Here is a 24,301-nt window from a genome sequence, read left to right as displayed (position 1 = left end):
GTTGCGTTGGCGGCAGATATCACGCCTGCTCCACGGTCACGCCGGCGGCGGAAAGCTCGGAGAGTTGCCGGCTGTCGACGCCGGTGTCGGTGATCAGCAGCTGGATGTCTTCCAGCCGGCCGTACTGGGCGCCGCTGACGGCCCCGAACTTGCTGTGGTCGGCGAGCAGGATGCGGCGGTGTGCGCACGCGAGCATGCGTCGTTTCACGGCGGCTTCAGACGGGGCGGGGGTGGTGAGCCCGCGGTCGATGCTGATGCCGTTGGCGCCCAGGAAGGCGACGTCGACGTTGATCTCGGCGAGCGCGCGGGCCGCCCAATCGTCCACCTCGGCAAAGGTCTTCGACCGGACCCGGCCGCCCAATGTGTAGACCGTCAGCAGTGGCCGGTTGAGCAGGGTCAGTGCCTGCGTCAACGAGTTGGTGTACACGGTGAGTTCGCGGTCGCCGGGAAACTGCTCGACCAGCTGCGCGGTGGTGGACCCGGCGTCGATCAGAACCGATCCACGTTCCGGAAGATGTGCGAGCGCGGCCTTGGCGATGCGGGCCTTCTCGGCGAGGAACTCGGTCCGGGTCTCGACGGCAGGTTCGTAGGGGAGGTAGTCGACGCGTACCGCGCCACCGTGCACCCGCCGCAACAGGCCCTGGCGCTCCAGCAGGATGAGGTCCTTGCGGATGGTCTCGCCCGTCACGCCGAGCTCCAACGCCGTCCGGGCGGCGTCGATTCGACCATCGCGGCGAAGCATCTCGAGTAGCTGCTGTTTGCGCTGGTCGGCGTAGAGAGCGCCCGCAGCATCGCGGGAGGCGGGTCCTGTGGATGCCACGACACCTCCCTCGATCTGTGATCTGCAACACTTGGATTTGATTGCTAATGATTGTGTTTTATTGGGAATCTGTCAAGGGCGCCTCGGCGCGCCATCAGACGGGCATACCCACAAACGCCGAATGGCCAGTCATCACAGCTTTCCGACGAAAGCGTGTGACAACTGGCCATCCGGCGCAGTGAGCTAGGGCTTGATCCGCATCTTCCCCGGTGACCACAACCCACTGTGGACCGCGGTGCCCAGGTCCAGCTCGGCCGTCGTCGCGTCGACGACCGTCGTGAACGCCCGCAGCGAGCCCCAGTCCCGGCCCCAGTCGTCGGACAGGTACGTCGACATCACGTGCGCCTTCAGCAGCACATCGGTGATGCCCAGCAGACCGCCGTTGATGCCGTCCTGCCAGGTATCGGTGTCCTGCTTCTTGGCGGTGTAGTCCGGGGTGATGCGGAACTTCGGCACCTCGGTCACGCCGTTGCGCACCAGCATCGGCTGCTGGCACGGGAACGCCAGGCCGACGGCCCAGTCCATCAATACCGGCTGGGTCTTGCCGATGAACTGCTCGATGGTCTTGAGTTCGGGCACCCGCGGCGGGGTGACGGCGATCCAGTCGCCCTCGTTGAGCGAGAGGTTCACGGCCACAACGCGGACGTACGTGGCGTCGGTCGGAATCTGACGACGGTCGAAGCGCAGGTTGCGCCACGACGGCGTCGGGCCGATGTCGTAGGGCACGACGCGCCCGCCCGCCACCGGGCGGCCGTCGGGCCCGGTGCGGCCGTACTCCAGCTCGACGGTCTGCCCCTCGGTGCGGCCCTTCAGCGAGCTGTTCCCGGTGATGGTGCCGGCGGCGGTGACGACGACCAGCGGATGCGCGGCATCAGCGGCGGGCAGGCCGTACCAGGCCGACGTCAGCTTGGCCTGCGAGTGCGGGCCGGTGGTGTACGTCCCGGCGACCGGCACCCGCGCGGGGTCCAAACCGTAGGGCAGCGGCACCGTCGACCCGTTGATGCCCGGGGTCGTCAGCTTGACTGCGGCATCCCAGTCGGCGTCGGTACCCGACACCGGGAAGTCGAGTCGAATTGCTTCGGCCACAATGCGATTCGGCACGCCATTGGGAGTGAAGCCAACGGGACCCACGCCGCCCAACGCGCCCAGCGGCCCGTAGTCACCGGCCTGCGGCGTCAGGAACCCGGCGTTCGAGTCAGGCTCCACCAGGACGTTGTCGGCGAGCCCGCAGCCGCCCTTCAGTGCCCGCAGGTTGCTCGCCAGGTTCGAGTACGTCGGGTATTCGCGTACCGCACCGATGGCCATCGACGCCACGCACACCACGACCATGAACGCGGCGGCCAGCGGAATGGGTGCCGCAGTGACCAACCGGGTGAGCCGGCCCTCTGGGCGGTCACTGTTGAAGTGCAGCCAGAACGCCCACACCGCGGTAATGACGAACAGCACCAAGAAGATCGTGCTGAGCTTGATGCCACCGACGGCGACCATGTCGTTGTTGAACGGCACGCCGTAGCTCGACACGTACCACCAGCCATTGGTGGTGGCCGAGACCAGCGCCAGTAGGAAGAGCACCGCCGAGGTGACGGCCATGCGGTTGCGCGCCGACTTCAGTACCGAACGCGACACCAGCACGGTGGCCACCGCCGCCATCGCGGCGCCCACGGCCGCGAAGAGGCCGAAGTGGTGCACCCACTTGGTCGGGGTGAACATCAGGCAGAACATGGTGGCGAAGATGATGCCCATCAGGCGCCACACCGGGCCGCGCGCGATGCCGGGAACCCGCTTGCGCCGGAGGATCATGAACATCGATGTGAAGAGGCTCAGCGCGGTCAGCAGGAAGCCGAAGCGCCGGGTCATCGAGCCGTCGACCGTCGGCAGGAACAGGTAGTAGTACCGCAGATTCTCGGTGTACCAGGCCTGGCTCGGGCCGATCGCGGTGCGAATCCTGGTGGCCTCCAACACCCCTGCCGCAGTCTGGTTGACGAACACGACCGTCAGGACCACGAAGCCGGCGGCCAGTAGCGGCATGATCAGTGGCCAGGTGCCGACCTCGCGGCGCCGCTTCACCAGGATGCGCAGGATCGGGCGGCCACCGGCGAGCAGGGCCGCCACGGCGATCAGACCGGTGGGCTGGATGCCCAGGGTGAACGCCGCGCTGATGATGGCCAGGGCGGCCGGGGTCAGCCGGCTGGTGCCGATGGCGCGTTCGATCAGGACGTAGGTGATCAGGGCGCCGGTGGCGATCTGGCCCTCGGGGCGCAGGCCGTTGTCGAACGGCATCCACGCAGCCATCAGAACCAGGCCCGCGGCCCACATGGCGGCCTTGCTGCCGGCCACTGCGGGTCCGAGCCTGGGGAGCACCTCGCGGGACAACAGCAGCCAGCAGATCAGCGCACAGATCAAGTCCGGCAGGCGAATCCAGATGCTGGCGTCGCTGACGTGCGTCATCAGGGCCAGCACGTTGTAGTACCAGCCGAACGGGTCCTCGGGGCTGCCGAACCAGCGGAAGTAGTTGATCATGTACTGCGCGTGCGGCGCGACGCGCGCCATCTGCAGGATGTAGCCGTCGTCAGATGACCCGGCGCCCAACACATGCCACAGCAGGAACCCGCCGATCACGACGCCGTCGACGATGTTGAAGGTCCGCCAACGGCTGGGGATCAGGCGCTGCATGCGGCGCCCGTCGAGCCGGTCCAGCCGCCAAAGGGCCAGCAGCGCAACGATGGTCGCCGCGATACCGCCGAACATGGCGGTGTACTTGATGATGGTCGGCCGGTTGATGAACCGGGTGTCGATCGTTGCGGACACCGAAAGCCCCTGCGGTGCAGCGCCCTTCAGGTCGGTGAAGATACCGACGACGGTGGGCCGCAGGTTCGGGTCGGCGAACCCGGTGCGCAGTTCCTTGCCGTCGGTACCGGTCAGGCCGACGAACGTCGCGAACGTCCCGTTCTTGTCTGAGATGATCTCGATGCGCGAACAACCTGGATTACCAATGGCTTTCAGCCGCGGCACGCTGGCGATCACCACATTGCGATCGGTGATGTCGACGCGGCTGCTGGACACGTTGACCAGCAAGCCGTTGAGCGCGGCCTGCTTGCCGTCCTTGGGTACCGTGCCGAACACCAGCCCGCCCGAGGGCGGCAGCGTCCGCAGCACGTCGCACGGGATGGTCGCCGTCATCGTCACCGGCGTCTGCGAGATCAGCGGCGCCGTCACGTTGCCGAACTGGCCCTGTTGCGGCCAGTTCAGCTGCGCTGTCGTCTGCACCACCGGCAGCAGCGGCGTCAGTGCCGACAGCACGAAGCCGATCAGGCCCGCGACGATGGCCACCCAGCGGGTGACCTTGACTTGCTGTGCGTTCATTCCCGTCCCGGTCATCGGAAGACCCTGATCGGGCTTCATGGCAGGGCCCTGATCGGGCCGCGGCGGCTCCAGCCGTTGACGGTCATGGTGCCTTGGTCAATCGCTGCGGGCGGCGCCACTGACGGCGGCACCACCGGGTCGTACCGTTCGATGGAGCCCCAATCTCGGTACCAGTCGTTGCGCAGGTAGGTGGGGATGGTCGACGTCCGCAACAGCGCCTGGATGAACAGGAACGGGCCACCCTTCTGCGCGGACTGCCACATGTTCGACGACACCACGACCTGCTTGGTGTTCGGCAGGATGCGGTACTGCGGCAGCTCCGCGACACCGAGATGCTCGGAGAACGGGCGCTGGCACGGGAAGTTCGCGGCGGTGGCGATGTCCATGAGGATCGGCGTCTGCGAACCCAGGAACTGCTGCGCGGTCTGCAGCGTCGGGACCCGCGGCGGCGTGAACCCGAACCACTGGTCCTCCGACAGGTTCGGATCGTCGGCCACGATGCGGGCGACGTTGGCCTCCGGCGGTGCCCACGCGAGCGGGAATCGCAGGTTGCGCCAAGCATATTGGGCGAAGGTGTCGATGGGCTGCACCTCGGCGAGGGCCTGGTAGCTGCCGTCCGGCCGGTGCACGCCCCACTGGAGCTTGAGCGACTGGCCGTAGTGGAACTCGTGCTCTTCGTCGTAGTACCAGATGGCACCGGCCGCGGCGACGGTCACGAGCGGCCGGTCCGCACTGCGCGGCGGCAGTTGGTACCAGGCGGAGGTGGCCTTGGCGGCGACGCCGTTCTCCTTGAAGCTGCCCATCACCGGGGTGCGGGCGGGGTCCAGGCCGAACGGCAGGAACACGTTGGAGCCGTTGACACCCGTCGGGCCGTAGCCGCCACCGGTGCCGGCCGCGAAGGCGACGCCGACGTTGGGCTTGTTGGGCGACCCGTCGGAGTTCACGGTGCCGGGGTTCGCGACCACCGGATGCGGCGGTGCGAGCGAGTCGCTGATCCCGTTCGGCGTGAAGCCGACGGGGTTCTCGCCGCCCAGCGGTCCGTACTTGCCCCACGTCTGGCCGGGCACCGGCTGCAGCGTGCCGGCATTGGTGTCGGCTTCGACCAGCACGTCGTTGGCCATCGCGCAGCTCTTGTCGGACAACCCGAGCGCATCCAGGTTGGCCCGCGCGGTCGTGTACTGCGGGTAGCGCTGCACGAAGCCCTTGGCCATCGAGCCGACCTCGAGCACGACCATGATCACCGCGACGATCAGCAGCGGCGTCGACGCCAGCGCCCGGTTGCGGCGGGTCTCCGCGACCTCGGTGTGCCCGGCGTAGTCGATGCGGAAGTGCAGCCAGCCCGCAAGCAGGGCGGAGATGATCGCCAGCACCAGGAACATCGAGGTGACGGGGTGGCCGGCCAGCACGGGCTGCCGGTCGAACCACGGCACGCCGTAGTTGCCGACGTAGAACCAGCCGTTGATCCCGGACGTCGCCCAGGCCAGCACGAACAGCAGTGCCGTCACGTACAGCGCCAGGTTCCGCCGGCTGTGCAGCCCGACCGTCGCGAACGCGAAGGCGATGATCGCCCCGAACGCACCGGAGAGGCCCGCGAACGCACCGAACTGCACGGCCCACTTGGTCGGGGTGAAGTGCAGGAGCAGCAGGCCGAGCATGGTGCTGCCGAGCAGGCGCCACACCGGACCGCTGGCCAGGCCGGGGACCCGGCCTTTGCGCAGCAGGAGGGCGAGGGTGGCGAACAGGCACAGCAGCAGGATCAGCACGGAGAAGCGGCGGGTCATGGAGCTGTCGACGCTGTCTTCGACCGTGAGGAAGTAGTAGCGCAGGAATTCCTGGTACCAGGAGATGGTCGGGCCGACGGTGTACTTGATGCGCGCCGACTCGGCCACGGTCGCCAGGGTCTGGTTCCGGAAGATCACCGTCAGGATCAGCGACGCCGAGGCGGCCAGCGTCGCGATCGGGGCCAGCAGGCCCGTCCCGGCCCGGCGGCTGCGGACCGTGCGGACCAGCGCGCGGGCGCCGACGAGCAGCGGGGCCAGCGCGATCAGGCCCTGCGGCGCCGTCGTCGCGGTGAACGCCGCCACGATGATCGCGACCGCCGCGGGCGCCAGGCGCCGGGTGGCGATGGCGTACTCGATGAGAACCCAGGTCGCGATGACACCGAAGGCGATCAGCGGCTCGGGGCGCAGGCCGTTGTTGAACGGGTACCAGGCCGCCAGGAAGACAGCCGCCGCGGTCCAGATCGCGATTGCGTTCGACGACACCCCGCGGGCGCCGGGGCCGAGCCGCGGCAGCACCCAGCGAGACAGCAGCGTCCAGGTCGCGATGCCGGCCAGCAGTGCGGGCAGCCGCATCCACACGCCGGCGGTGCTGATGCTCGCCATATGGGCGAGCACCGACTGGTACCAGTCGAACGGCGCCTCGGAGGTGCCGAAGTAGCGGTAGTAGTTGGCGACATAGCCGGCCTGGCTGGAGACCCGCGCGATGGTCAGGTTGTAGCCGTCGTCGGAGGAGATGGCGCCGATCAGGTGCCAGCCTCCGAGGCCGGCGAACACCGCGATGTCCGCGAGCCAGTGCCAGCGGCTGACCTTCCAGAAGCGCTGCCAGCCGTCGTGCACACGGCGGCCGTCCAGGCGGTCCAGCAGTGCCAGCGCGGCGATCGAGACCAGCGTCAGCAGCACACCGAGCGCCATGGCGGCCGACTTCACGAACGTCGGGACCACGATGAACCGGGTGTCGACGTCGACGCGCGCGGACAAGCCGGGCTGTGCGGGCACCTTGAGGCCGGTGAAGATGCCGGCCACCTGGGGCTTCTTCTCCACACTGCCGGTGCCGGCGGCTCCCGGCAGGCCGATGAAGTCGGCGCCGACGCCGCCGTTGGTCGCCCAGAGATGCAGGTTGCTGCACTTCCCGGCGGCGATGTCGGACCGCTTGGCGACCGCGGCGACGGTGTCCCGGAAAGCGACGACGACGTCCGCGGCGTTGGCGCGCACGAACAGGCCGTTGCGGCTGGCGTCGATGCCGTCCGGTGGGATCGTCGAGAACACCAGACCACCGGCCGCCGGCACGGTGGCGATGGCCGAGCACGGGATGGAGACATCCAGCGCCAGCGGCGCACCCGACACCAGCGGGGCGGTGAGATCGGAGACGTTTCCGCTGGCACCGGGGGCCTGGGGCCACAAGATGGTCGCGGTCGTCTGCTTGACGGGCAGCAGTGGGGTCAGCGCGCAGAGCAGCAGACCGGCAAGGCCCGCGATGATCGCGACGAGACGGGCAGTCCTGGCAGGCACGAGGCTCAAGACTAGGCGACAGTTATATGTGGCCTGGGCCACTGACGGGGAATGTCGAGCTAGTTGGCCGGAATGTGACCCTCAATAGAGCTTGCTGCCCTGGGCAGACAGCCGGACGGCGTACTTGTCGTGCGCCACTTCCGGGTGCGCACGATCGCGACAAATATGTCGGCGGCGAGACTGACGGCACGGCGATTTCTGGGCCGGTTCACCGCCACCTGGTCAGGAATGGCGTGCTCGCTCCCGGGACAGCTCAAACATGTGGCAGCAGAGCCGACACGCCCGGCGGCCATCCGGCGGCCACTGACTACGAGTGCCGCAGCGGCGCCGGGGCCCACAGCCCGCTGCGCGTGGCCTTCCCGAGGTCGATCTGGGCCGGCTGCGCGTCGGGGTAGTACTGCGTGAACTGCTGCAGCGAGCCCCAGTCCCGGAACCAGTCGTCCTTCAGATACGTCGGCACCGGGGTGGCCTTGAACAGCAGCTCGGTGATGCCGAGCGGCCCGCCGCCGAGGTAGTCCATGACGGGCGAGTTGGCCTCGGCGCCGAAGCGGTCCGGCAGGATGCGCCACTTGGGCACCTCGGTGACGCCGTTGTTGTGACCGAACGGCCGCTGGCACGGGAACGCCAGGCCGACGAGCCAGTCCAGCATCACCGGGTCCTTCGAGCCGACGACGTCCTGCAACGTGCGCAGCTTCGGGATGCGCGGCGGGGTCAGGGCGATCCAGTGCTGCGGCGCGAGGTCGTCGTCGGTGGCGACGATGCGGATCAGGGTGGCGTCGGCCGGGATGGCGGCCATCGGGGCGCGCAGATTGCGCCAGGCGGGTGCGGCACCGACATCGGCGAAGCCGACCGCGCCGGCGATCTTGCCGGCCGCGGCCTGGGCGTCGGTGGCGTACTCGACGCGTACCTCGCCCTGATTGAAACGGCCCGCAGCGGCGACGACGAGCAGCGGTCCGGCCTGATCGCGCGGCGGCAGTTTGTACCAGCCCGAGCGCATCCGCGCCGGGATCTGTACGCCGGGGCGCCAACTGCCGAGCACCGGGGTGGTGGCCGGATCGAGGTTGTAGGGCAGCCGGGCCTTTGAACCGTTCACTCCGGCCGCAAAGGTGGTGCCGCCTTCGGTACCCGGTTCCGCACCGCTGACGGGGCCGCCGTCGTTGTCGGCGAAGTTGGTGCCGCCGGGCGGTTCCATGACCGGGTCCGCGGAGACGTCGGCGGGAATTCCGTTGGGGGTGAAGCCTTCTGCGCTGCCCGCGCCGAGGGCGTCGCCGACCGTCCCGGACTGCGGCACGAGCTTGCCCGCGTTGGTGTCCTGTTCGACCATGACGTCGTCGGCCAGGCCGCAGGTCTTACCGGTCAGCGCCTGGAGGTTCGAACGACCCACCGACCAGGCCGGCCACTGCTGCGTCATGCCCAGGGTCAGTGACAGCACCTCGAAGAACACCACGATCCACGACGCAATTGCCAAGGGCGCCTGGGGAATCCGGCGACTGACCGGGCGCTCGGGATCGTGGTCGTAGAAGTGCAGCCACGCCGCCCACAGGAGCGTCAGGAACGACAGCCCGAACAGGAACGTGGTGAAGCCGAAGTGCCACTCGGGGAACTGATTCGACCACGGCACACCGAAGTTGGACACGTACCACCAGCCGTTCACCGTGGCGAACGACAGGGCCATGACGAACAGGACCGTCGCGGCGAACATCGCGCGGTTGCGGCGTGAGCGCATGGCCACGGTGCCGACCGCGATGGCGGCCAGTGCGCCCAGCGAACCGGCCAGCCCGGCGAACACGCCGAAGTGGTGTGTCCACTTGGTGGGCGTGAACATCATCGCCAGGAACGAGATGATCGTGATGCCGACGATGCGGCGGGCCGGCCCGGCGGCAGTGCCCGGAATTCGCCCCTTGCGCAACGACATTGCGAGCGATACCGCCAATGCCAGCAGCAGCGTCAGCACCGCGAAGCGGCGGGCCACCGAGCCGTCGGGGCTGGTGGTGAACAGCCGCTCGTAGCGGATGTGCTCGTCGAACCAGCTCAGCGCGGGGCCGACGGTGGTCTTGAAGGAGCTGGCGTCGAGCTCGGCGGCCAGCGTCTGGTCACGGAAGATCAGGATCGCCGTCACCGTGCCCGCGGCGAGGATCGGCGCCAGCAGAGCCAGATAACCGAAGCGCGAAGTATGCCGCGCCACAATCGTTTTCAGCGGGCCGACAGCGACCAGCAGGGCACCGATCGCGGCGATGCCCGTCGGGCCGGAGAACAACGTCAGGGCACCGATGATGATGGCGATGGCCACCGGCAGCAGCCGGCTGGTCGCGACGCCGCGTTCCACCGAGCACCAGGTCAGGAGGATGCCGAGCGCGATGATGGGCTCCGGCCGGATGCCGTTGTTGAGCGGCAGCCAGAACGCCAGGAACATCCCGGCGGCCGTCCAGGCGGCGGCGCGGCTGTTCTTGACCGCGTGGCCGAGCCGGGGGAGCACCTCGCGGCTGATCACCCACCAGCACGCCAGGGCCATCAGGAGCGTGGGCAGGCGCATCCAGATGCTCGATGTGGAGACGTGCGCCCACAGCGCCAGCAGGTCGTAGTACCAGCCGAACGGCGCTTCGGGGGTGCCGAACCAGCGGTAGTAGTTGGCCATGTAGCCGGCGTGTTCGGAGACGCGGGCCATGGTGAGGATGTAGCCGTCGTCCGAGGTGTTGGCGCCGACGAAATGCCACCACACCAACGTCGTGATCACGACGCCGTCCAGCGGCTTCACCGACCACCAGCGCGATGGCAGGAAACGTTTGTGCGGGACGCCGTCGGCGCGGTCCAGCACGTGCAGGGCGCTGAGTGCGACGACGGTGAGCACCACGCCGAAGATCATCGCCAGCATCTTCAGCAGGGTCGGGGCCGTGCTGTAGCGCGAGTCGACGGTCGCCGAGAACGTCAGCCCCGGCGGCGCCGCACCGGACAGGTCGGTGAAGACGCCGACGATCTGCGGGCGGAAGTCGTAGCCGGTGAGCTCACCGCGCAGTGGCTTGCCGGGGTTCTTGTCCTTCGGTCCCTGCACGAGGCCGACGATCTCGCCGGTGACCTTGTCGGCATGCGCAGTGAATCGCAGTTCCTTGCACGCGGGGCTGAGCACCTGGGTCAGCGGTGCGCTGACGACCGGGGTGTTGCGGACGATCACCAGCAGGTCGCCGCCGACGCGCTCGATCAGCAGGCCACGGTCGACGGCCTTGGGTGCCTGCTTGGGCACGGTGGACAGCAGCGTGGTGGCCGGGCCGGTGAGGCCGGCCGCCGCCGAACACGGGATGGTGATGTCGAGGTCGGTGGCCACATAGCCGATCAGCGGCGCGTCGACGCTCTTGAGGACGCCCGCCTGCGGCCAATTCAGCTGCGCCGTGGTCTGGGTGACCGGCAGCAGCGGCGTCGCCATCGCCAGGAACGCGCCGAGCAGTCCGGCCACGATCGCGATCCACCGCGCTGTGCGGTGATTGCGCTCTACCTCAGGTTCCCCGGCCACGGGCCTAGATGTTAGTGGCCGCTACGGATGGCCAGCACAAACGGGCCGATATCGGTGACCTGCCAGTGCTTGCTGTCGAACAGCCGCTCGTCGAGGGCCACCTGGTAGCGCCGCACGTTGGGCTGGTTGGGGTAGACGTCCTCGGCCAGGCGCAGCGTGTAGGTGCCGGTGCCGCCATGGCGCATCAGGAACACCGTCGGCGCCGGCCACGGCAGCGTGTCGAGCGCCTTGGCGAAGGCGTCGGGGTTGGTCATGGTCGCCCAGCTCTCGATGGCGCCGGAGCGTTCCTTGAATTGCGCCAGCGGGTTCGCGTAGTGCGACGTCAGGCCCTGGAACCCGTAGTAGGGGTAATAGGACAGGAAGCTGTAGTCGGCGGTCATCACGACGGTCTCGTTGCGGGGCCTGCCCGTCGCCGCGGTGATCTTGCGGTCGATCTCCTGGTAGTACCGCTCGGAGCCCGGGGGACGACGGTCGGCGCGCTGGCCGGAGCCGTCGGTGTCGGTGTAGGCGACGGCGATGTCGGCCCGCAGGATGTCCGGGATCGCCTGACTGAACGACACCGCGCCGATCGCGCCGATGACGGCGGCCACCGCGATGATCCGGTTGGTGGTCGGCTGCGCGTAGCGGTTCGCCAGCGCGCGGGCGGCCTCCAGGAAGCCGAAGGTGCCGGCCGCGACGAGCAGCACCAGCAGGGTGGGCTGCAGCCGGAATGACAGCAGCGTGGTGCGGGCCAGGGTGGCCAGCATCGACAGCAGCGACCACGCGTACACCGACACGACCGCCATGCCCAGCGCGGCAGCGCGTGTCGAGCTGCGGCCCTTGACCACCAGCCACAGCGTGCCGACGAGGCACATGACGCCCAGCAGGGTGGCGTCGAGCATCGGGAAGGTCAGCTGCGCGCCGGCCATCGGCAGGTAGTGCTGCGCGGTGCCCTTGTCGGCGGGGTGCCCCTTGAGCAAGGCGAGGTAGTACGGCGCCCAGTGGATGGCGGCGATGACGCCGGAGATCACGGCGATGACGGCCACCCGGATCAGCGGCTGCAGTTGGCGCCGGGACACCGCGAGCAGCAGCGCCATCAGCGTGAGAGTGAACGCCGCGTAGCCGAACAACAAGGTGTAGAACAGCGCGGCGATGCCGAGGAAAATCCCCGTGCCGATGATCGCGGCCCAGCCGCGGCGTCCGCCATCGCTCGCCTCCGGCGAGGAAGCCTTGAGCCCCGACCACGCCAGCACGAACACCGGCGGCAGCATGACGACGAGGACGGCCGAGTAGGGCTCGGTGGAGGAGTACGCCAGCGTGACGGCCGCGGTGGCCGTCGTCACCGCCAGGGCGTACTCGAAGCGAATCATGGCCGTCCACAACACGAATGCGGCCACGATCGCCGCGGTGATCGTGACGATCGCCCACGGCTTGAACATCTCCCACGCCGGCGTGCCGGTCAGCGCGGCCGCCCGGCCGCCGAGCCAGAACCAGCCCGACGGGTAGTACGGCGGCAGACCCAGGTACGTCATGTCGTGCGGCACAGCGGTATCCGTGAGCCGCGTCAGGTACTCGGTGCGGAACTGCTGGTCGACCGAGATGCCGAACAGGTACAGCTTCGTCGCGCCCAACGGCATGCCGAGGGTGACGACCGAGAACGCCGCCAGGAGCGACGTGGCCGCGACCTTGGCGCTCTTGCGCCAGCCGCGGCGCCACGCCCACCCCGCGAGCAGTAGCCCGATGAGCACGGCGCACTGGCCGGCGGTGGTCAGGGCATGCAACTGGTTCGACGAGTTGAACGCCGGCCATTGCACGCGCGCGATTGCTTGCAGCGCAATGACCGCGATGATCACCGCCAGTGCCATGGCGGCCAGCATCTGGCCGCTCACCCTGGCGCTTGCGGCCAGCGCGCTGCGCATCAGAGCGGGAGTTTGCGGAAGATCGACCGGGGGATGTGCCGGATGACGGCCATCAGGTAGCGCACCGGATTGGGCGCCCAGATGAGCTCCTTGCCCTTGGCGGCGGCAGCGACGGCCTGGTTGGCGACGTCCTCCTTGTCGACCGTGAACGGCGCCTCCTTGGCGCCGGTGGCCTTCCAGTGCTCCAGCGTCGTGGTGGTGCGCACCTGGCCGGGGCGGATGACCAGAACGCGAACCCCGAACTCCCGCAACGCTTCTCCGAGGCCCAGGTAGAAGCCGTCGAGGCCGGCCTTGGTGGAGCCGTACACGAAGTTGGAGCGGCGAACCCGTTCGCCGGCGACCGACGACATGGCGATGATCTGCCCGAAGCCCTGCGCCTTCATCTTGTCGCCGACCAGCACGCCGACGGAAACCGCTGCGGTGTAGTTGATCTGGGCGGTCAGCACGGCCTTGGACTGGTTCTGCCACAGTTCCTCGGCGTCGCCCAGGACACCGAACGCGACGATGGCGACGTCGACATCGCCCTGTTCCCAAGCGGATTCGATGACGGCCGGGTGCGACTTGGTGTCCAGCGCGTCGAAGTCGAGGTAGACAACCTCCTTGGCGCCGGCCGCCTCGATCTGGGCGATGGCCGCGTCGCGCTTGGGGGCGTTGGGCAGGTCGGCGAGGATCACGCGGGCCTTGGCGTTCTTGAGGTAGCGCTCGACGATGGCCAGGCCGATCTCCGAGGTACCGCCGAACAGCAGAATGGTCTGCGGGTTGCCGGTTGCGTCAATCACTGAGTCTCCTAGAGAAGTTCGAGGCGGCGGGCCATGTCGGAGGCGAACACGCCGTTCGGGTCGGCTTTGCGGCGGGTGGCGATCCACTCGTCGATCCGCGGGTACATCTTGTGGAAGCTCTCGGCGCTGACGCGGGAGTCCTTGGCGGTGTACACCCGACCGCCGAATTCCATTGCGCGCTTGTCGAGTTCGTTGAGGAACTCGTTGACGCCCGGCCGGTTCGGGAAGTCGAGGGCGACGTTCCAGCCCTGCATGGGGAAGCTCAGCGGCGCCTTGTTGCCCGGGCCGAACAGCTTGAAGACGTTCAGCGCCGAGTACTGCTTCTGCGTGTGCATCCAGCGGATGATGCCCTTGAACTCTTCGAGCGCGTCGGGCGGAACCAGGAACTGGTGCTGCGCGAAACCCGCTGGGCCATAGGCATATTGCCAGCCCGAGGTGATGTCGAGCATGTGGTAGAACTGCGTCAGGTTGACGATCTTGCCCTGGTAGTTGCCGCTCATGCGGTAGAACGCCTCGCCGATCATGGACAGCGAGAGCTTGTTCATGAAGCTGACCGGGAACAGGTTCGGGATCGCCGGCAGTTGGGGCGCGGTGAACTTCAGCGGGTCCTTGGCCAGCTTGGCGGGCAGCTGATCCACCTTGGCCAGGCTGCCGCGGCTCACCGCGGCGCGGCCGAGCTTGGGCTCCGGGCTGATGAGGTCGAACCACGCGCTCGAGTACGTGTAGTTGTCCTCGCTGCCGTCCTGGTGCACGGCGACGGTCTCTTCGAGATCGTGCGTCGCGATGCCGTCGGCGATGAAGTAGGCGCTCTCGGTGCGCGTCATCTTGATGCGCGCCCGGATCACGATGCCCGTCAGCCCGTTGCCGGCGACGGTGGCCCAGAACAGCTCGCTGTCCGGTCCGTCGGGCGTGATGGTGTGCACCTCGCCGTCGGCCATCAGCAGGTCCAGTGACAGCACGTGGTTGCCGAAGCTGCCCGCGCTGTGGTGGTTCTTGCCGTGGATGTCGGAGGCGATCGCACCGCCGACCGTGACCTGCCGGGTGCCCGGCAGCACCGGAACCCACAGCCCGAACGGCAGCGCGGCCTTCATCAGCTGATCGAGGCTGACCCCGGCGTCGACGTCGGCGATGGCGGTCTCGGAGCTGATCGAATGGATCCGGTTGAGCGCCGTCATGTCGACGACGATGCCGCCGCCGTTGCACGCCTGGTCGCCATAGGACCGGCCGAGACCGCGGCCGAGGATGCCTCGCCGCAGGTGGGCGGGGCTGGAAGAGTTTGCGTCCGCGACCCGCTTGACCGCCTCGGCGATCACTGACACATCGGGTGTGGACAGCACGTTTGCCACGGACGGTGCCGTGCGGCCGAACCCGGTGAGGGCGCGGCGCGTCAGGGGCAGCGTGGCGTCAGGCTGGGTAGACATAACGGTCAAAGGGTACCGGCCAACCTCACTTCAGCCGGAAAATCACGGTTCGCTGCACCACGAAGTTGATGACGGTCGCCGTCCCCTGGGCAATGACAAAGGCCACAGGCCGCCGCCAGGACTCGCCGGCGAATTGCAGATAGAACAGCTGATTGATGCCGACCTGCAGTCCGAAGGTGACTGCGTACAAGATCACAACGGCGATGAAGCGCGCCCGGCTCGGTTCGGCCTGGAAGGTCCAGCGCCGGTTGATCAGATAGGCCGTCGTCGTGCCGGCGATGAAGCTGAGTGTCTTCGCGATGAGGGTCGCCCGGGCATCGGGCATGCCGTTGGCGACGAAAACGGCACTGAGCAGCGCGTACAGCCCGTAGTCGACGACCGCGGACAGACCACCCGTGACGACGAACCGCCACGCCTGTGTCACCAGGCCTAGAGACGCCTCGACGGCCTTCTCGGCACTGTGTTCGGCGTTGTGTTCGGCGGGGATGTCCACTGGCTCGGCCACGCGGGCAGCTTACGTGCACCATGGACACGTGACCGATTTGCTCCAGGCATGGCACACCCTGTTGGCGCGGCATTCGTCGTCGCCGCGAGTCGACGACGTCGGGGCGGCGCTGCTGGGCCGGTGGGCCGAGCCGCACCGCAGTTACCACGACCTGAGTCACCTGCGTGGCATCCTGGCCGGAGTGGACGCCCTGGAGGAGTACGCGGACGATCCGGACGCCGTGCGTCTGGCGGCCTGGTACCACGACGCGGTCTATGCCGGGCAGTCCGACGACGAGGAGAACAGCGCGCGGCTCGCGGAGTCGGACCTCACCGATCTGGGTGTGGCCCAGGAGTTCGTGGTGGAGGTGGGCCGCCTGGTGCGGGTGACCATCACCCACGATCCCGCAACCGACGACCACAACGGCCAGGTGTTGTCCGACGCCGACCTGGCGGTGCTGGCGGTGCCGCCGGTCGATTACCAGCACAACACCGCCCGGGTGCGGGCCGAGTACGGCCACGTCAGCGATGCGGATTTCGCGCTGTGGCGTGGCCGGATGATCGCGGCGATGCTCGCCGGGCCGTCGCTGTACCGCACGGAGGCGGGGCGGCGGCTGTGGGAGGACGCGGCGCGGACCAATCTGCAGGCAGAGCTCGCGGCGCTCAGCGGCTGACGGCCCTCAGCACGTCGTGCAATGCGTCGAGCGCCGCGGTGAACTCGTGGTCCGCGGGCGTGCCGAAACTGACCACCACGCCGTCCTGCTGTGGCGTGTCGAGTGCGGCATCCGGATGGCGCAGCAGTGCCAGTCCGGACAGTGCGATCCCGGCGTCGGCCGCGCGCCGCATGACCTCGTGTTCGGTACCGTCCGGCAGCCGGATCAGCGCGTGCAGTCCGGCGGACAGTCCACTGATCTCGACATCGAGCCCGGATAGCTTGGCCGCCAATGCGTCGCGCCGGCGCCGGTAGCTGTTGCGCATCCGGCGAATGTGTTTGTCGTACTGGCCGGATTCGATGAAGTCGGCCATGGTCAGCTGGTCGATGGCGTTGACGTAGAACTGTTGCCCGCCCGCCGCCGCCAGTACCGGATCGATCAGGTTGTCGGGCAACACCATCCAGCCCAGCCGGAGCACCGGTGCCAGGCTCTTGCTGACCGAGCCGAGATAGGCCACCCGGTCGGGATCCAGCCCCTGCATCGAGCCGATCGGCTGCCGGTCGTAGCGGAATTCGCCGTCGTAATCGTCTTCCAGGACATAGCTTTTCGTACGGACGGCCCATTCGAGGGCGCGGGTGCGCCGCGTGGGATGCAGTGGTACGCCGTGCGGGAAGTGGTGTGCCGGGGTGAGCAGAACCGCTGCAGCGCTGGTCTTTTCGAGGTCATCGATGATGGCGCCGTGGTCATCGATCCGGATGGGCACGGTGCCGGCGCCGCTGCCGGCGATGGCGTCCCGGAACAGGAACAGACCGTAGTTCTCGACCGCAATGGTGCCCGGCGCAAAAACTTTCGACAGCAATTCGACGGCGTGCCGGGTCCCGGCGCAGATGACGATCGATTCGGCCGTGGTGCGCACGCCGCGGGCGCGGGCCAGATAGGTGGCCAGCGCGGTGCGCAGTTCGTGGCGGCCACGGGCGTCGCCCGTTCGCAGCGCTTCGGTCGGCGCGTTGGTCAGGGCCCGTCGGGCCGACGCCAGCCAGGCCTGCCGCGGGAAGGCCGCGACGTTTCCCGAACCGGGCATGAGGTTGTGAGTGGCGGTGCCCGGTTTGGCGCGCTGGGTGGCGGGCGCCGATTCGGTGTGCGAGCCGACGACCCACGTGCCCGCGCCCTGGCGCGAGCCCAGCCAGCCCTCGGCGACCAGTTCGGCGTAGGCCTCGGCGACGGTGTTGCGAGCCAATCCCAGGTCGATCGCCAGGGATCGGGAGGGCGGCAGCATGGTGCCGGCGGGCAGTCGGCCCGATCGGACCGCGTCTCGTACGGCCTGGATCAGCTGGTCACGGGCACCGCGCCGGCCCGGTTTGACGGTCTGGCCGAGATCCAGATGCAAGTCCAGCCCAGCGCTGCTCGCCGCAGAATTGGCCCATGAAACCACGCCCAAATTGAACCATGTTCACGGGCTTTTGGTGGCTAGCGTGGACGCCATGACCGAGACACTGAACGCACCGACCACCACCGACCACGCCAAGCGGATCGACATCTATGGCGTCGCTCCCGAGCTCTACGCGGGGATGATGGCCTTCAGCAATGCCGCGTCCAAGGAACTTGATTCGACCATCGGCGAGCTGATCAAGATTCGCGCCTCGCAGATCAACCACTGCGCCTTCTGCCTGGACATGCACATCCACGACGCGCGCCGGTCCGGTGAGACCGAGCAGCGCCTGGCCCTGGTTGCGGCATGGGAAGAGGCCGGTGATCTGTTCACCGAGCGCGAGCGGGCCGCGCTGGCCATCACCGAGGCCATCACCGACCTGAGTCAACGGTCGGTTCCCGACGACGTGTACGCCCGTGCTGCAGCCGTGTTCACCGAGCGCGAGCTTGCGCACGTCATCGGCATGGCCGCCGTCATCAACTCCTGGAACCGGCTGAATGTGGCTACGAAGAAGGCCGTCCCGCGCCGCCGCTGAATGTGCGGATCGCAGAAGCGAATTCGTCGGGGGCGTCGGACTCGACATAGGTTCCGGCGCCCTCGACGATGACGGTCGTGTGGTCGGGGAACGTCGCCTCCAGCCGTTCGCGCTCCTGGGTGCGGAAGGCGATGTCGGCGTCGCCCCAGACGATCAGGGTCGGTAGGTGGGCGATGTCCGGCAGCCCGCGCTCGACCTCCGCGAAGAAGTCCCGGCTCGCCAGCACGCGGCCGGGAAGCACGGCCGACGCCTGGCGCCGGTCCGCGGTGTCCAGCGCCCGCCGGTAGTGGTCCATCTCGGCGTCGGTGAGCTTCCGTCTCCGGTGGCCGGTGGGGATGAACGCGTTGACCAGCAGATTGAACTGGCGGACCAGGAAGCGCGTCGGCGGCCCGCCCATGATGCGGCCGAACGCTTCGAAGTGCAGCTCGCCGTTGACCGGCCAGGCCCAGGTATTCGCCAGCACCAGCCGATGGAAGACCCCCGGCCGCCGCTGGGCCACCGCAAGGCCGATCATGCCGCCCCAGTCCTGTCCGACCAGCGTGACGTCCTTCAGATCGAGAGCGTCGACGAACGTGGTGACGACATCCGCGTGCTCCTCGGGCAGGTAGCGATAACCGGGCCTGGGCGTCGACAGTCCGAAGCCGGGGTAATCGAGGGCAATGCACCGAAAGTCCTTGCGCAGCAAGCTGATCACGTCGCGGAAGAGGAATGACCAGGTCGGGTTGCCGTGCAGCATCAACAGCGTGGGGCCGGCTCCCTCGTCGACGTGGTGGACGGTGTGGCCGTCGATCTCGATGAAGTGGCTCTCGAACGGGAACAGTTCGTCGTCGACCCAGGCGGGCCGTGTGGTCTGTGCGGTGTTGGTCATGGCAACCCCTGTTGGATCGGCTTTCCCGGTATGCTTGAACATCTCACAGTCACTTGAGAAATTCAAGCAGAAGGATGGCGATGCGGAGCTACGACCAATACTGTGGGCTCGCCCGTTCGCTCGAAATCGTCGGCGACAGATGGAATCTGCTGATCGTCCGGGAATTGCTCATCGCACCCGCCCGCTATCGCGACCTGATCGACCATCTCCCCGGTATTGCAACCAACCTGCTCGCGGATCGGCTCCGGGACCTCGAGGCGGCGGGCGTCGTCGAGCGGCGGTTGGCCGGCGAGGGGAGTGCGGTCGAGTACACCCTCACCCCGTGGGGCGCGCAGCTGCGCCAGCCGATCGAGAGCCTGCTCCGCTGGTCCACGCCGCTGATGATCAGCGGTCCCGCGGGCGGTGACTCCTTCCGGCCCGAGTGGCTGACCCTCGCTGTCCCGGCTCTGCTCAACGGCCGGGTCAAGGTCCGCTCCGCCGTGACGATCGGCCTCGTGGTCGACGACCGGACCCTGCAACTCCGCGCGACGCGCTCCGGCTTCGAGGTCGGTCCGCACGACGGCCGCAAGCTCGATGCCACCGTGACGGCGATCCCCGCCTGCATCCTCGGTCTCGCTGCGGGCGCACTCAGCCTCGGTGATGCGCGTGCGCTCGGGCTGGTCGAAGTCGACGGCGATGAGGCTGTCGCCCGATCGGTCCTCGGTGCGTGAGTGGTGGGTCGGGCTGACCCGGTAGCAACTCTCATGCCCGGGGCCCGGCGGTGCCGCTGGGCTCGGGAACGCGCCTCGCGGGGAGCGTGGGCCCGGGACGCCGACGCGGCGTAGTCGGCGAATCGCGGCCATCTGCGAGCGCCGAGCCGAGCAGTAGCTTGCGCAATATTTCCAATTGGCAGCAATTGGCGCGGCGGCGGCCGGAGCCAGAGAAAAATAGACGTAATAGTCAATTATGAATGCATCTAACTCTGGTTTTCGAACGCCAAATCTCGGCTGACCAGCTAATAACCTAGGCGTAAATGGGCGCTCCGGGTGGCCATTTCGCGGAAAATGAAACACGTTCCATCCGTCGATTTCCGGCAACTGCGCGGCAATATGGATTTATGGTGCTGTGGTCAATATCACATCTACCTTCGGGGAAGCACCATGCAAATTGCTGTTCGCTCCAGCCTCACGACGGGCGTCGCACTGATGGGTGCCGGGGTCATCGCTCTGGCTCCGGTCACCCACCAGCCGGCGCCGGATCTGCACCTGCCGGCACTGCATGCAAGTGCGGTACAACTCGCCGCGCAGGTGAACCCGATCACCCAATGGGGACAGATCATCACCGAGGCGCTGCAGAACACCAAGGGCATCGTCACCGGCGTGATCGCAGACCCGGCGCCCGTCCTCGGCCAGGTGGTGCGGAACCAGATCGCCAGTGCCGTCGCGGTCGGTGGATCCGTGCGGGACTATCTGGTTGCGGTCGGGCAGCAGTTGGGCACGACGCCGGAGTCCTTGAAGCAGGCGTTCCAGCAGCTCGCCGCCGGGCATGTCGCTGACGCGGTGCAGACGTTGTACAGCGCGGTGCTCACGCCCTTTGTCCTGCCGATCCTGACCACGAGCATCCTCACCGATGTGCAAGCGGCATTCCGTAAGCCGGTGCAGAACATGCTGAACGTGATCGACACGGCGATCACCTCACCGACCGGCATGGGCTGGGTTCTGACGGCCGGATTGCCATTGCTTGCGGTGATGAGTGACGTCGTGACCGCCACCGGCGACGGACTGCAGAACGTGGTCAACGCGTTCAGCGCGAAGAATCTGGGTGCTGTCGTGAACGCGATCGTTGCGATGCCCGGATCCATCACCGGTGCCTTGCTCAACGGTTACAACGGCGACGGCGCGGGCATTCTCGGGCCGAACGGCATCGTGCAAGGGCTGCGAAATGCGTTGGGCATCATCGCAACCGCGATCAAGCCGGTGACCCCGCCGCCCGCCGCCGCAGTCAGTGTTCCGTCGCCGGCGTCGGCGACGGTCTCCGTCTCGATTGACGCGAAGGCGGCGCTGACTGCCAAGCCGGCCGCGGCGGCAAGTCCGCTCGCGGTGGCTCCGGCCGCGTCGCCGGACAAGACGGCCTCCGAGAAGACCGGTGCGGACAAGACCGGAGCCGACAAGACCGCGGCCGACAAGACCGGGGCTGACAAGACCGGTGCCGACAAGACCGCGGCGGGCGCTGACGACAACGCTGCGGCGCCCGCGGCCGGTGCCGGTGACGACTCCGCGTCGGAGACCAAGCCGGCCGCGTCCGACAAGGGCGAGGCTCCGGCGGCTGATTCGGGTACCGACTCCGCCGCGGCCGCGGTGAAGCAGGATCGCCGGACGCGCGGTGCCAAGTCGTCGAGCAGCGCTACCGGAGCGTCCACCGCAGACGGGACCAAGAGTGCCGACGACGGGACGACGACCCCCACGCGCAAGAGCACCCCGAAAACCAAGCGGGACGCGAAGGCGAAGGGCGCGGACAACGCCGCGTCGGGCTCCGGTACCAACAGTGGTCACTCGCGTGATGCGGCCGGCAAGTCACAGGGTGCCGGCAAGAGCGATCATGGTTCGGCCAAGGGCGGCGGTGAGTAACAGCCGACTGGTGCCCTGAATCTGGACGCGCTGGTGCTCGGGATCGGCCCGCACTCCGACCGATCCCGAGCGTCGCGGTGAATCAAGCAGTGGTGTCGAAAGCGTCCCGGATGCTCTCGCGAGAGGCCGAGACCTGCGCTTCGATGGCCTCGCGGGCCGACGACGCGGTGGTGCGCAGCTCGCCCCACTCGCGCGAGGCGACCTCGCGGACGTCCTCGACGCCCTGGGCCGCGGTCCCGGCCACGGTGAACAGGCCGTCCACCGCGGTCGCGGTCAGGGCGCCCTGGGCGCGGACCAGCGAGCCGGCCACCTGCGACGCACCGGCGATGATGGCGTTGGGGCCGACGGCGTTACGGCCGACGTATTCGCCGACGGCGCTGCGGATGTCGCGTCCCGACTCGGCCAGGACGTCCTGGACAGCCGAACCGGTCTCGCTCACCGCATCCGGCAGGGTGGCGCCGTCACGGATGGAGGAGATCACCTTGGCGGGCGACTCGACGACCGCCTCGGTGGCGGCGGAGGTCGCGCTGACCAGTTGACGGGTGAGGCTGTGGCCGGCGTCGAGCTGACGCTCCAGCACGCCGCTCAGCACCTCGCGGATGGCCAGGCCGGTGTTGGTCGCCTCTTCGGCGGCGGCCTTGGTGGTCTCGACGAGCTCGGCCTCGATGACCTGCCCGTTCGCGGTGTCGTTGGTGGTGGGAGTTTCGGTGATGGTCATGGTTGCTCCTGTTGGAACGCGGAAAGCCGGTCGCCCCAATTGAACTCCGCGCCACCGAACCCGAGGTGACGCTCAGGTGACCGGCCGGATCCGTGGGGACAACCAGCTAATCCCGGCGCAGTGACCTGCGCGACACGCGGCCGGTGGATAACGCCGCGCCGGATCGGCGAGGTGGCGAACTACACCCAGTACGGCACGCGCGCGCGGTACTGCCGCATCGCCAGCGCGGCGACGATCCAGCCCGCAACGGTCAAGGTGATCACCACGAGCCAGTGCCGCAATTCCTGGGGTTCACCGAGCAGCGGCGCCCGCACGATGTCCACGTAGTGCAGAAGTGGGTTCAGCTCAATGATTTTCGACCAGGTGCCCGCACCCTGAAGGCGCAGTGTCTGGTCGTTCCAGATGATGGGCGTGATGTAGAAAAGCAGCTGCACCAGGCTCGCCAGCAGCGGACTGATGTCCCGGTACCGCGTCGCCAGGATGCCGAAACACAACGCGACCCAGACGCAGTTGGCCACGATCAGCGCCAGCGCGGGGATCACCGACAGGTCGGCCCACGACCACGGCTTGGGGAAGATGATCGCGATGATCACGAAGATGATGATGTTGTGCGCGAACAGCAGCACCTGCCGCCACACCAACCGGTAGACGTGCACCGACAGCGGCGTCGGAAGTTGTTTGATGAGGCCCTCATTGGCGATGAACACGTCAGCGCCTTCGAGGATCGACGCGTTGATCAGGTTCCAGATGATCAGGCCCAACGTCACGTAGGGCAGGTGCTCGGCCAGCGGTAGGTGGAACAGCTGCGAGTACAGGCCACCCAGTGCCACAGCCATGGTGCCGGTGGCGATGGTGATCCAGATGGGGCCGAGTACCGAGCGCCGGTAGCGTTGCTTGATGTCCTGCCAGCCCAGGTGCAGCCAGAGCTCGCGCTTGCCGAAGCCGGTCACCAGGTCGCCCCAGGCGCGGCGCAGCGTCTTGGACTGCGCGGCCGCGTCGGTGAACGTCATCGCTGTCCTCCTGTCGTGGGTCCGCCCGCACCGGGCCTGCTGAACTTCTCGTCTCGTCCCAAGCGGCGCAACCGCATCCACTCACGCAACCCGGCCGGATCACGCCGGGTGATCAGGAAGTACCACCCGAATCGCACCCATTCCTGGGGAACCAGCTTGCGCAGACCTGGTTGGGACTGCAGGTAGCCGCGGTTGCGGTACGTGAAATAGCGCTTGGTGGCGTCGTCGGGGTACTGCGTGTGCATGCGGCCGCCGAGGATCGGCTTGAACTCGTCGGACCCCTGCGGGTGCAGGTACACCGCGTTCAGGCACGTCCCGAACGGCAGGCCGGAGCGGACGAGCCGGCGGTGCACCTCGACCTCGTCACCGCGGACGAACAGCCGGATGTCCGGTACGCCAACGGCTTCCAGCGTCGCGGCCCGGAACAGTGCGCCGTTGAACAACGACGCGATGCCGGGCAGCAGGTCGACGCCGGCATTCTTGTCGACCTGCAACTCGGACACATAACGCCGCCACACCAACCCGCGGCGCAACGGAAAGGCCAGGCGGGCAGGTTCATTCAGGTCGCACACCATGGGGGACACCTCGGCCAGGTCGTGCTTGGCCGCACAGTCCAGCAGCGTCGCGAGTATGGACGAGTCGGCGGGGCGTCCGTCGTCGTCGGCCAGCCAGACCCACTCGGCGCCGAGGGCCAGGGCATGCAGGATGCCCAGCGCGAAACCGCCTGCGCCACCGAGGTTCCGGACCGAACCGAGGTACGTCGTCGCGACCGGCTGCGATTCGACGAGAACCCGCACCGCCGGGTCGTTGTCGTTGTCGACGACGACGACGTGATCGGGCAGTCGCGTCTGCGAGCACACCACGGCAAGGGATTTCGCCAACAACTCCGGCCGCCGGTGGGTGACGATCACCGCGCACAACAT

The 24,301-nt window shown here is 68.0% G+C and carries 17 protein-coding genes; 4 read left to right on the top strand and 13 right to left on the bottom strand.

What is annotated here, in order from left to right; genetic code table 11:
• Positions 1-19: 19 nt before the first annotated feature.
• From VXD91_RS09475 to VXD91_RS09440, 8 genes are all read right to left on the bottom strand, one after another.
• Positions 20-820: a DeoR/GlpR family DNA-binding transcription regulator gene (locus VXD91_RS09475; RefSeq protein WP_212807507.1), complete on the bottom strand. Its 801-nt coding sequence runs from the start codon at positions 818-820 to the stop codon at positions 20-22.
• A gap of 183 nt (positions 821-1,003) precedes the next feature.
• Positions 1,004-4,198, bottom strand: coding sequence for an arabinosyltransferase domain-containing protein (locus VXD91_RS09470; protein WP_346415250.1), 3,195 nt, complete (start codon positions 4,196-4,198; stop codon positions 1,004-1,006).
• Positions 4,199-4,218: 20 nt separating this feature from the next.
• Positions 4,219-7,473 (bottom strand): arabinosyltransferase domain-containing protein, encoded by a 3,255-nt coding sequence (locus VXD91_RS09465; protein WP_346415249.1) that lies wholly within the window; start codon positions 7,471-7,473, stop codon positions 4,219-4,221.
• 307 nt (positions 7,474-7,780) lie between these two features.
• Positions 7,781-10,978 carry an arabinosyltransferase domain-containing protein gene (locus tag VXD91_RS09460; RefSeq protein WP_346415248.1) on the bottom strand — a complete coding sequence of 1,066 codons (3,198 nt, stop codon included), beginning with the start codon at positions 10,976-10,978 and terminating at the stop codon, positions 7,781-7,783.
• A gap of 11 nt (positions 10,979-10,989) precedes the next feature.
• Positions 10,990-12,876 carry a galactan 5-O-arabinofuranosyltransferase gene (locus VXD91_RS09455; protein ID WP_346415247.1) on the bottom strand — a complete coding sequence of 629 codons (1,887 nt, stop codon included), beginning with the start codon at positions 12,874-12,876 and terminating at the stop codon, positions 10,990-10,992.
• Positions 12,876-13,655, bottom strand: coding sequence for a decaprenylphospho-beta-D-erythro-pentofuranosid-2-ulose 2-reductase (locus VXD91_RS09450; RefSeq protein WP_064861198.1), 780 nt, complete (start codon positions 13,653-13,655; stop codon positions 12,876-12,878). The genes VXD91_RS09455 and VXD91_RS09450 overlap by 1 nt, the downstream gene beginning before the upstream one ends.
• Positions 13,656-13,663: 8 nt before the next feature.
• Positions 13,664-15,076, bottom strand: a complete 1,413-nt coding sequence (locus tag VXD91_RS09445) for an FAD-binding oxidoreductase (RefSeq protein ID WP_020099515.1) — start codon at positions 15,074-15,076, stop codon at positions 13,664-13,666.
• 25 nt (positions 15,077-15,101) lie between these two features.
• The gene (locus VXD91_RS09440) at positions 15,102-15,563 is read right to left on the bottom strand and encodes a GtrA family protein (RefSeq protein ID WP_318984282.1); all 462 of its coding nucleotides are present in this window, start codon (positions 15,561-15,563) and stop codon (positions 15,102-15,104) included.
• Between the two features lie 46 nt (positions 15,564-15,609).
• Between VXD91_RS09440 and VXD91_RS09435 the strand changes: the two genes are divergently transcribed.
• Positions 15,610-16,233, top strand: coding sequence for a metal-dependent phosphohydrolase (locus VXD91_RS09435; protein WP_318983969.1), 624 nt, complete (start codon positions 15,610-15,612; stop codon positions 16,231-16,233).
• Here the strand turns inward: VXD91_RS09435 and VXD91_RS09430 are convergent.
• Positions 16,223-17,644 (bottom strand): PLP-dependent aminotransferase family protein, encoded by a 1,422-nt coding sequence (locus VXD91_RS09430; RefSeq protein ID WP_318983968.1) that lies wholly within the window; start codon positions 17,642-17,644, stop codon positions 16,223-16,225. The two genes, VXD91_RS09435 and VXD91_RS09430, sit on opposite strands and share 11 nt — an antisense overlap.
• Positions 17,645-17,693: 49 nt before the next feature.
• On the opposite strand from VXD91_RS09430, the gene VXD91_RS09425 reads away from it, so the two are divergent.
• On the top strand, positions 17,694-18,176 hold the full coding sequence (locus tag VXD91_RS09425; RefSeq protein WP_318983967.1) for a carboxymuconolactone decarboxylase family protein: 483 nt from the start codon (positions 17,694-17,696) through the stop codon (positions 18,174-18,176).
• On the opposite strand, the gene VXD91_RS09420 is transcribed toward VXD91_RS09425, so the two are convergent.
• Entirely contained in the window at positions 18,145-19,044 is a 900-nt protein-coding gene (locus VXD91_RS09420) for an alpha/beta fold hydrolase (protein ID WP_318983966.1), read from the bottom strand. The genes VXD91_RS09425 and VXD91_RS09420 overlap by 32 nt on opposite strands.
• Positions 19,045-19,124: 80 nt before the next feature.
• Between VXD91_RS09420 and VXD91_RS09415 the strand changes: the two genes are divergently transcribed.
• Entirely contained in the window at positions 19,125-19,754 is a 630-nt protein-coding gene (locus tag VXD91_RS09415) for a helix-turn-helix domain-containing protein (protein WP_318983965.1), read from the top strand.
• Between the two features lie 429 nt (positions 19,755-20,183).
• A complete protein-coding gene (locus tag VXD91_RS09410; protein WP_212807495.1) occupies positions 20,184-21,650 on the top strand; it encodes a hypothetical protein in 1,467 nt (488 codons plus the stop codon).
• A gap of 82 nt (positions 21,651-21,732) precedes the next feature.
• On the opposite strand, the gene VXD91_RS09405 is transcribed toward VXD91_RS09410, so the two are convergent.
• From VXD91_RS09405 to VXD91_RS09395, 3 genes are all read right to left on the bottom strand, one after another.
• Complete coding sequence (locus VXD91_RS09405) at positions 21,733-22,368, bottom strand: hypothetical protein (RefSeq protein WP_212807493.1); 636 nt, start codon at positions 22,366-22,368, stop codon at positions 21,733-21,735.
• Between the two features lie 179 nt (positions 22,369-22,547).
• Positions 22,548-23,378: an ABC transporter permease gene (locus VXD91_RS09400; protein ID WP_212807491.1), complete on the bottom strand. Its 831-nt coding sequence runs from the start codon at positions 23,376-23,378 to the stop codon at positions 22,548-22,550.
• Complete coding sequence (locus VXD91_RS09395) at positions 23,375-24,301, bottom strand: glycosyltransferase family 2 protein (protein ID WP_305798841.1); 927 nt, start codon at positions 24,299-24,301, stop codon at positions 23,375-23,377. Before VXD91_RS09395 ends, VXD91_RS09400 begins: the two co-directional genes overlap by 4 nt.

This window comes from Mycobacterium sp. SM3041 (assembly GCF_039668335.1).
In the GTDB taxonomy this organism is placed as follows: Bacteria; Actinomycetota; Actinomycetes; order Mycobacteriales; family Mycobacteriaceae; genus Mycobacterium.
The sequence above is the reverse complement of the archived record's forward strand: the minus strand, read 5'-3'. Positions and strand labels throughout refer to the sequence as shown.

Coding starts and splice junctions, on each gene's coding strand:
- VXD91_RS09470 (WP_346415250.1), bottom strand. CDS start 4,198: ATGACCGGGACGGGAATGAACGCACAGCAAGTCAAGGTCACCCGCTGG.
- VXD91_RS09455 (WP_346415247.1), bottom strand. CDS start 12,876: ATGCGCAGCGCGCTGGCCGCAAGCGCCAGGGTGAGCGGCCAGATGCTG.
- VXD91_RS09445 (WP_020099515.1), bottom strand. CDS start 15,076: ATGTCTACCCAGCCTGACGCCACGCTGCCCCTGACGCGCCGCGCCCTC.
- VXD91_RS09425 (WP_318983967.1), top strand. CDS start 17,694: ATGACCGAGACACTGAACGCACCGACCACCACCGACCACGCCAAGCGG.
- VXD91_RS09420 (WP_318983966.1), bottom strand. CDS start 19,044: ATGACCAACACCGCACAGACCACACGGCCCGCCTGGGTCGACGACGAA.
- VXD91_RS09415 (WP_318983965.1), top strand. CDS start 19,125: ATGCGGAGCTACGACCAATACTGTGGGCTCGCCCGTTCGCTCGAAATC.
- VXD91_RS09410 (WP_212807495.1), top strand. CDS start 20,184: ATGCAAATTGCTGTTCGCTCCAGCCTCACGACGGGCGTCGCACTGATG.
- VXD91_RS09405 (WP_212807493.1), bottom strand. CDS start 22,368: ATGACCATCACCGAAACTCCCACCACCAACGACACCGCGAACGGGCAG.
- VXD91_RS09400 (WP_212807491.1), bottom strand. CDS start 23,378: ATGACGTTCACCGACGCGGCCGCGCAGTCCAAGACGCTGCGCCGCGCC.
- VXD91_RS09395 (WP_305798841.1), bottom strand. CDS start 24,301: ATGTTGTGCGCGGTGATCGTCACCCACCGGCGGCCGGAGTTGTTGGCG.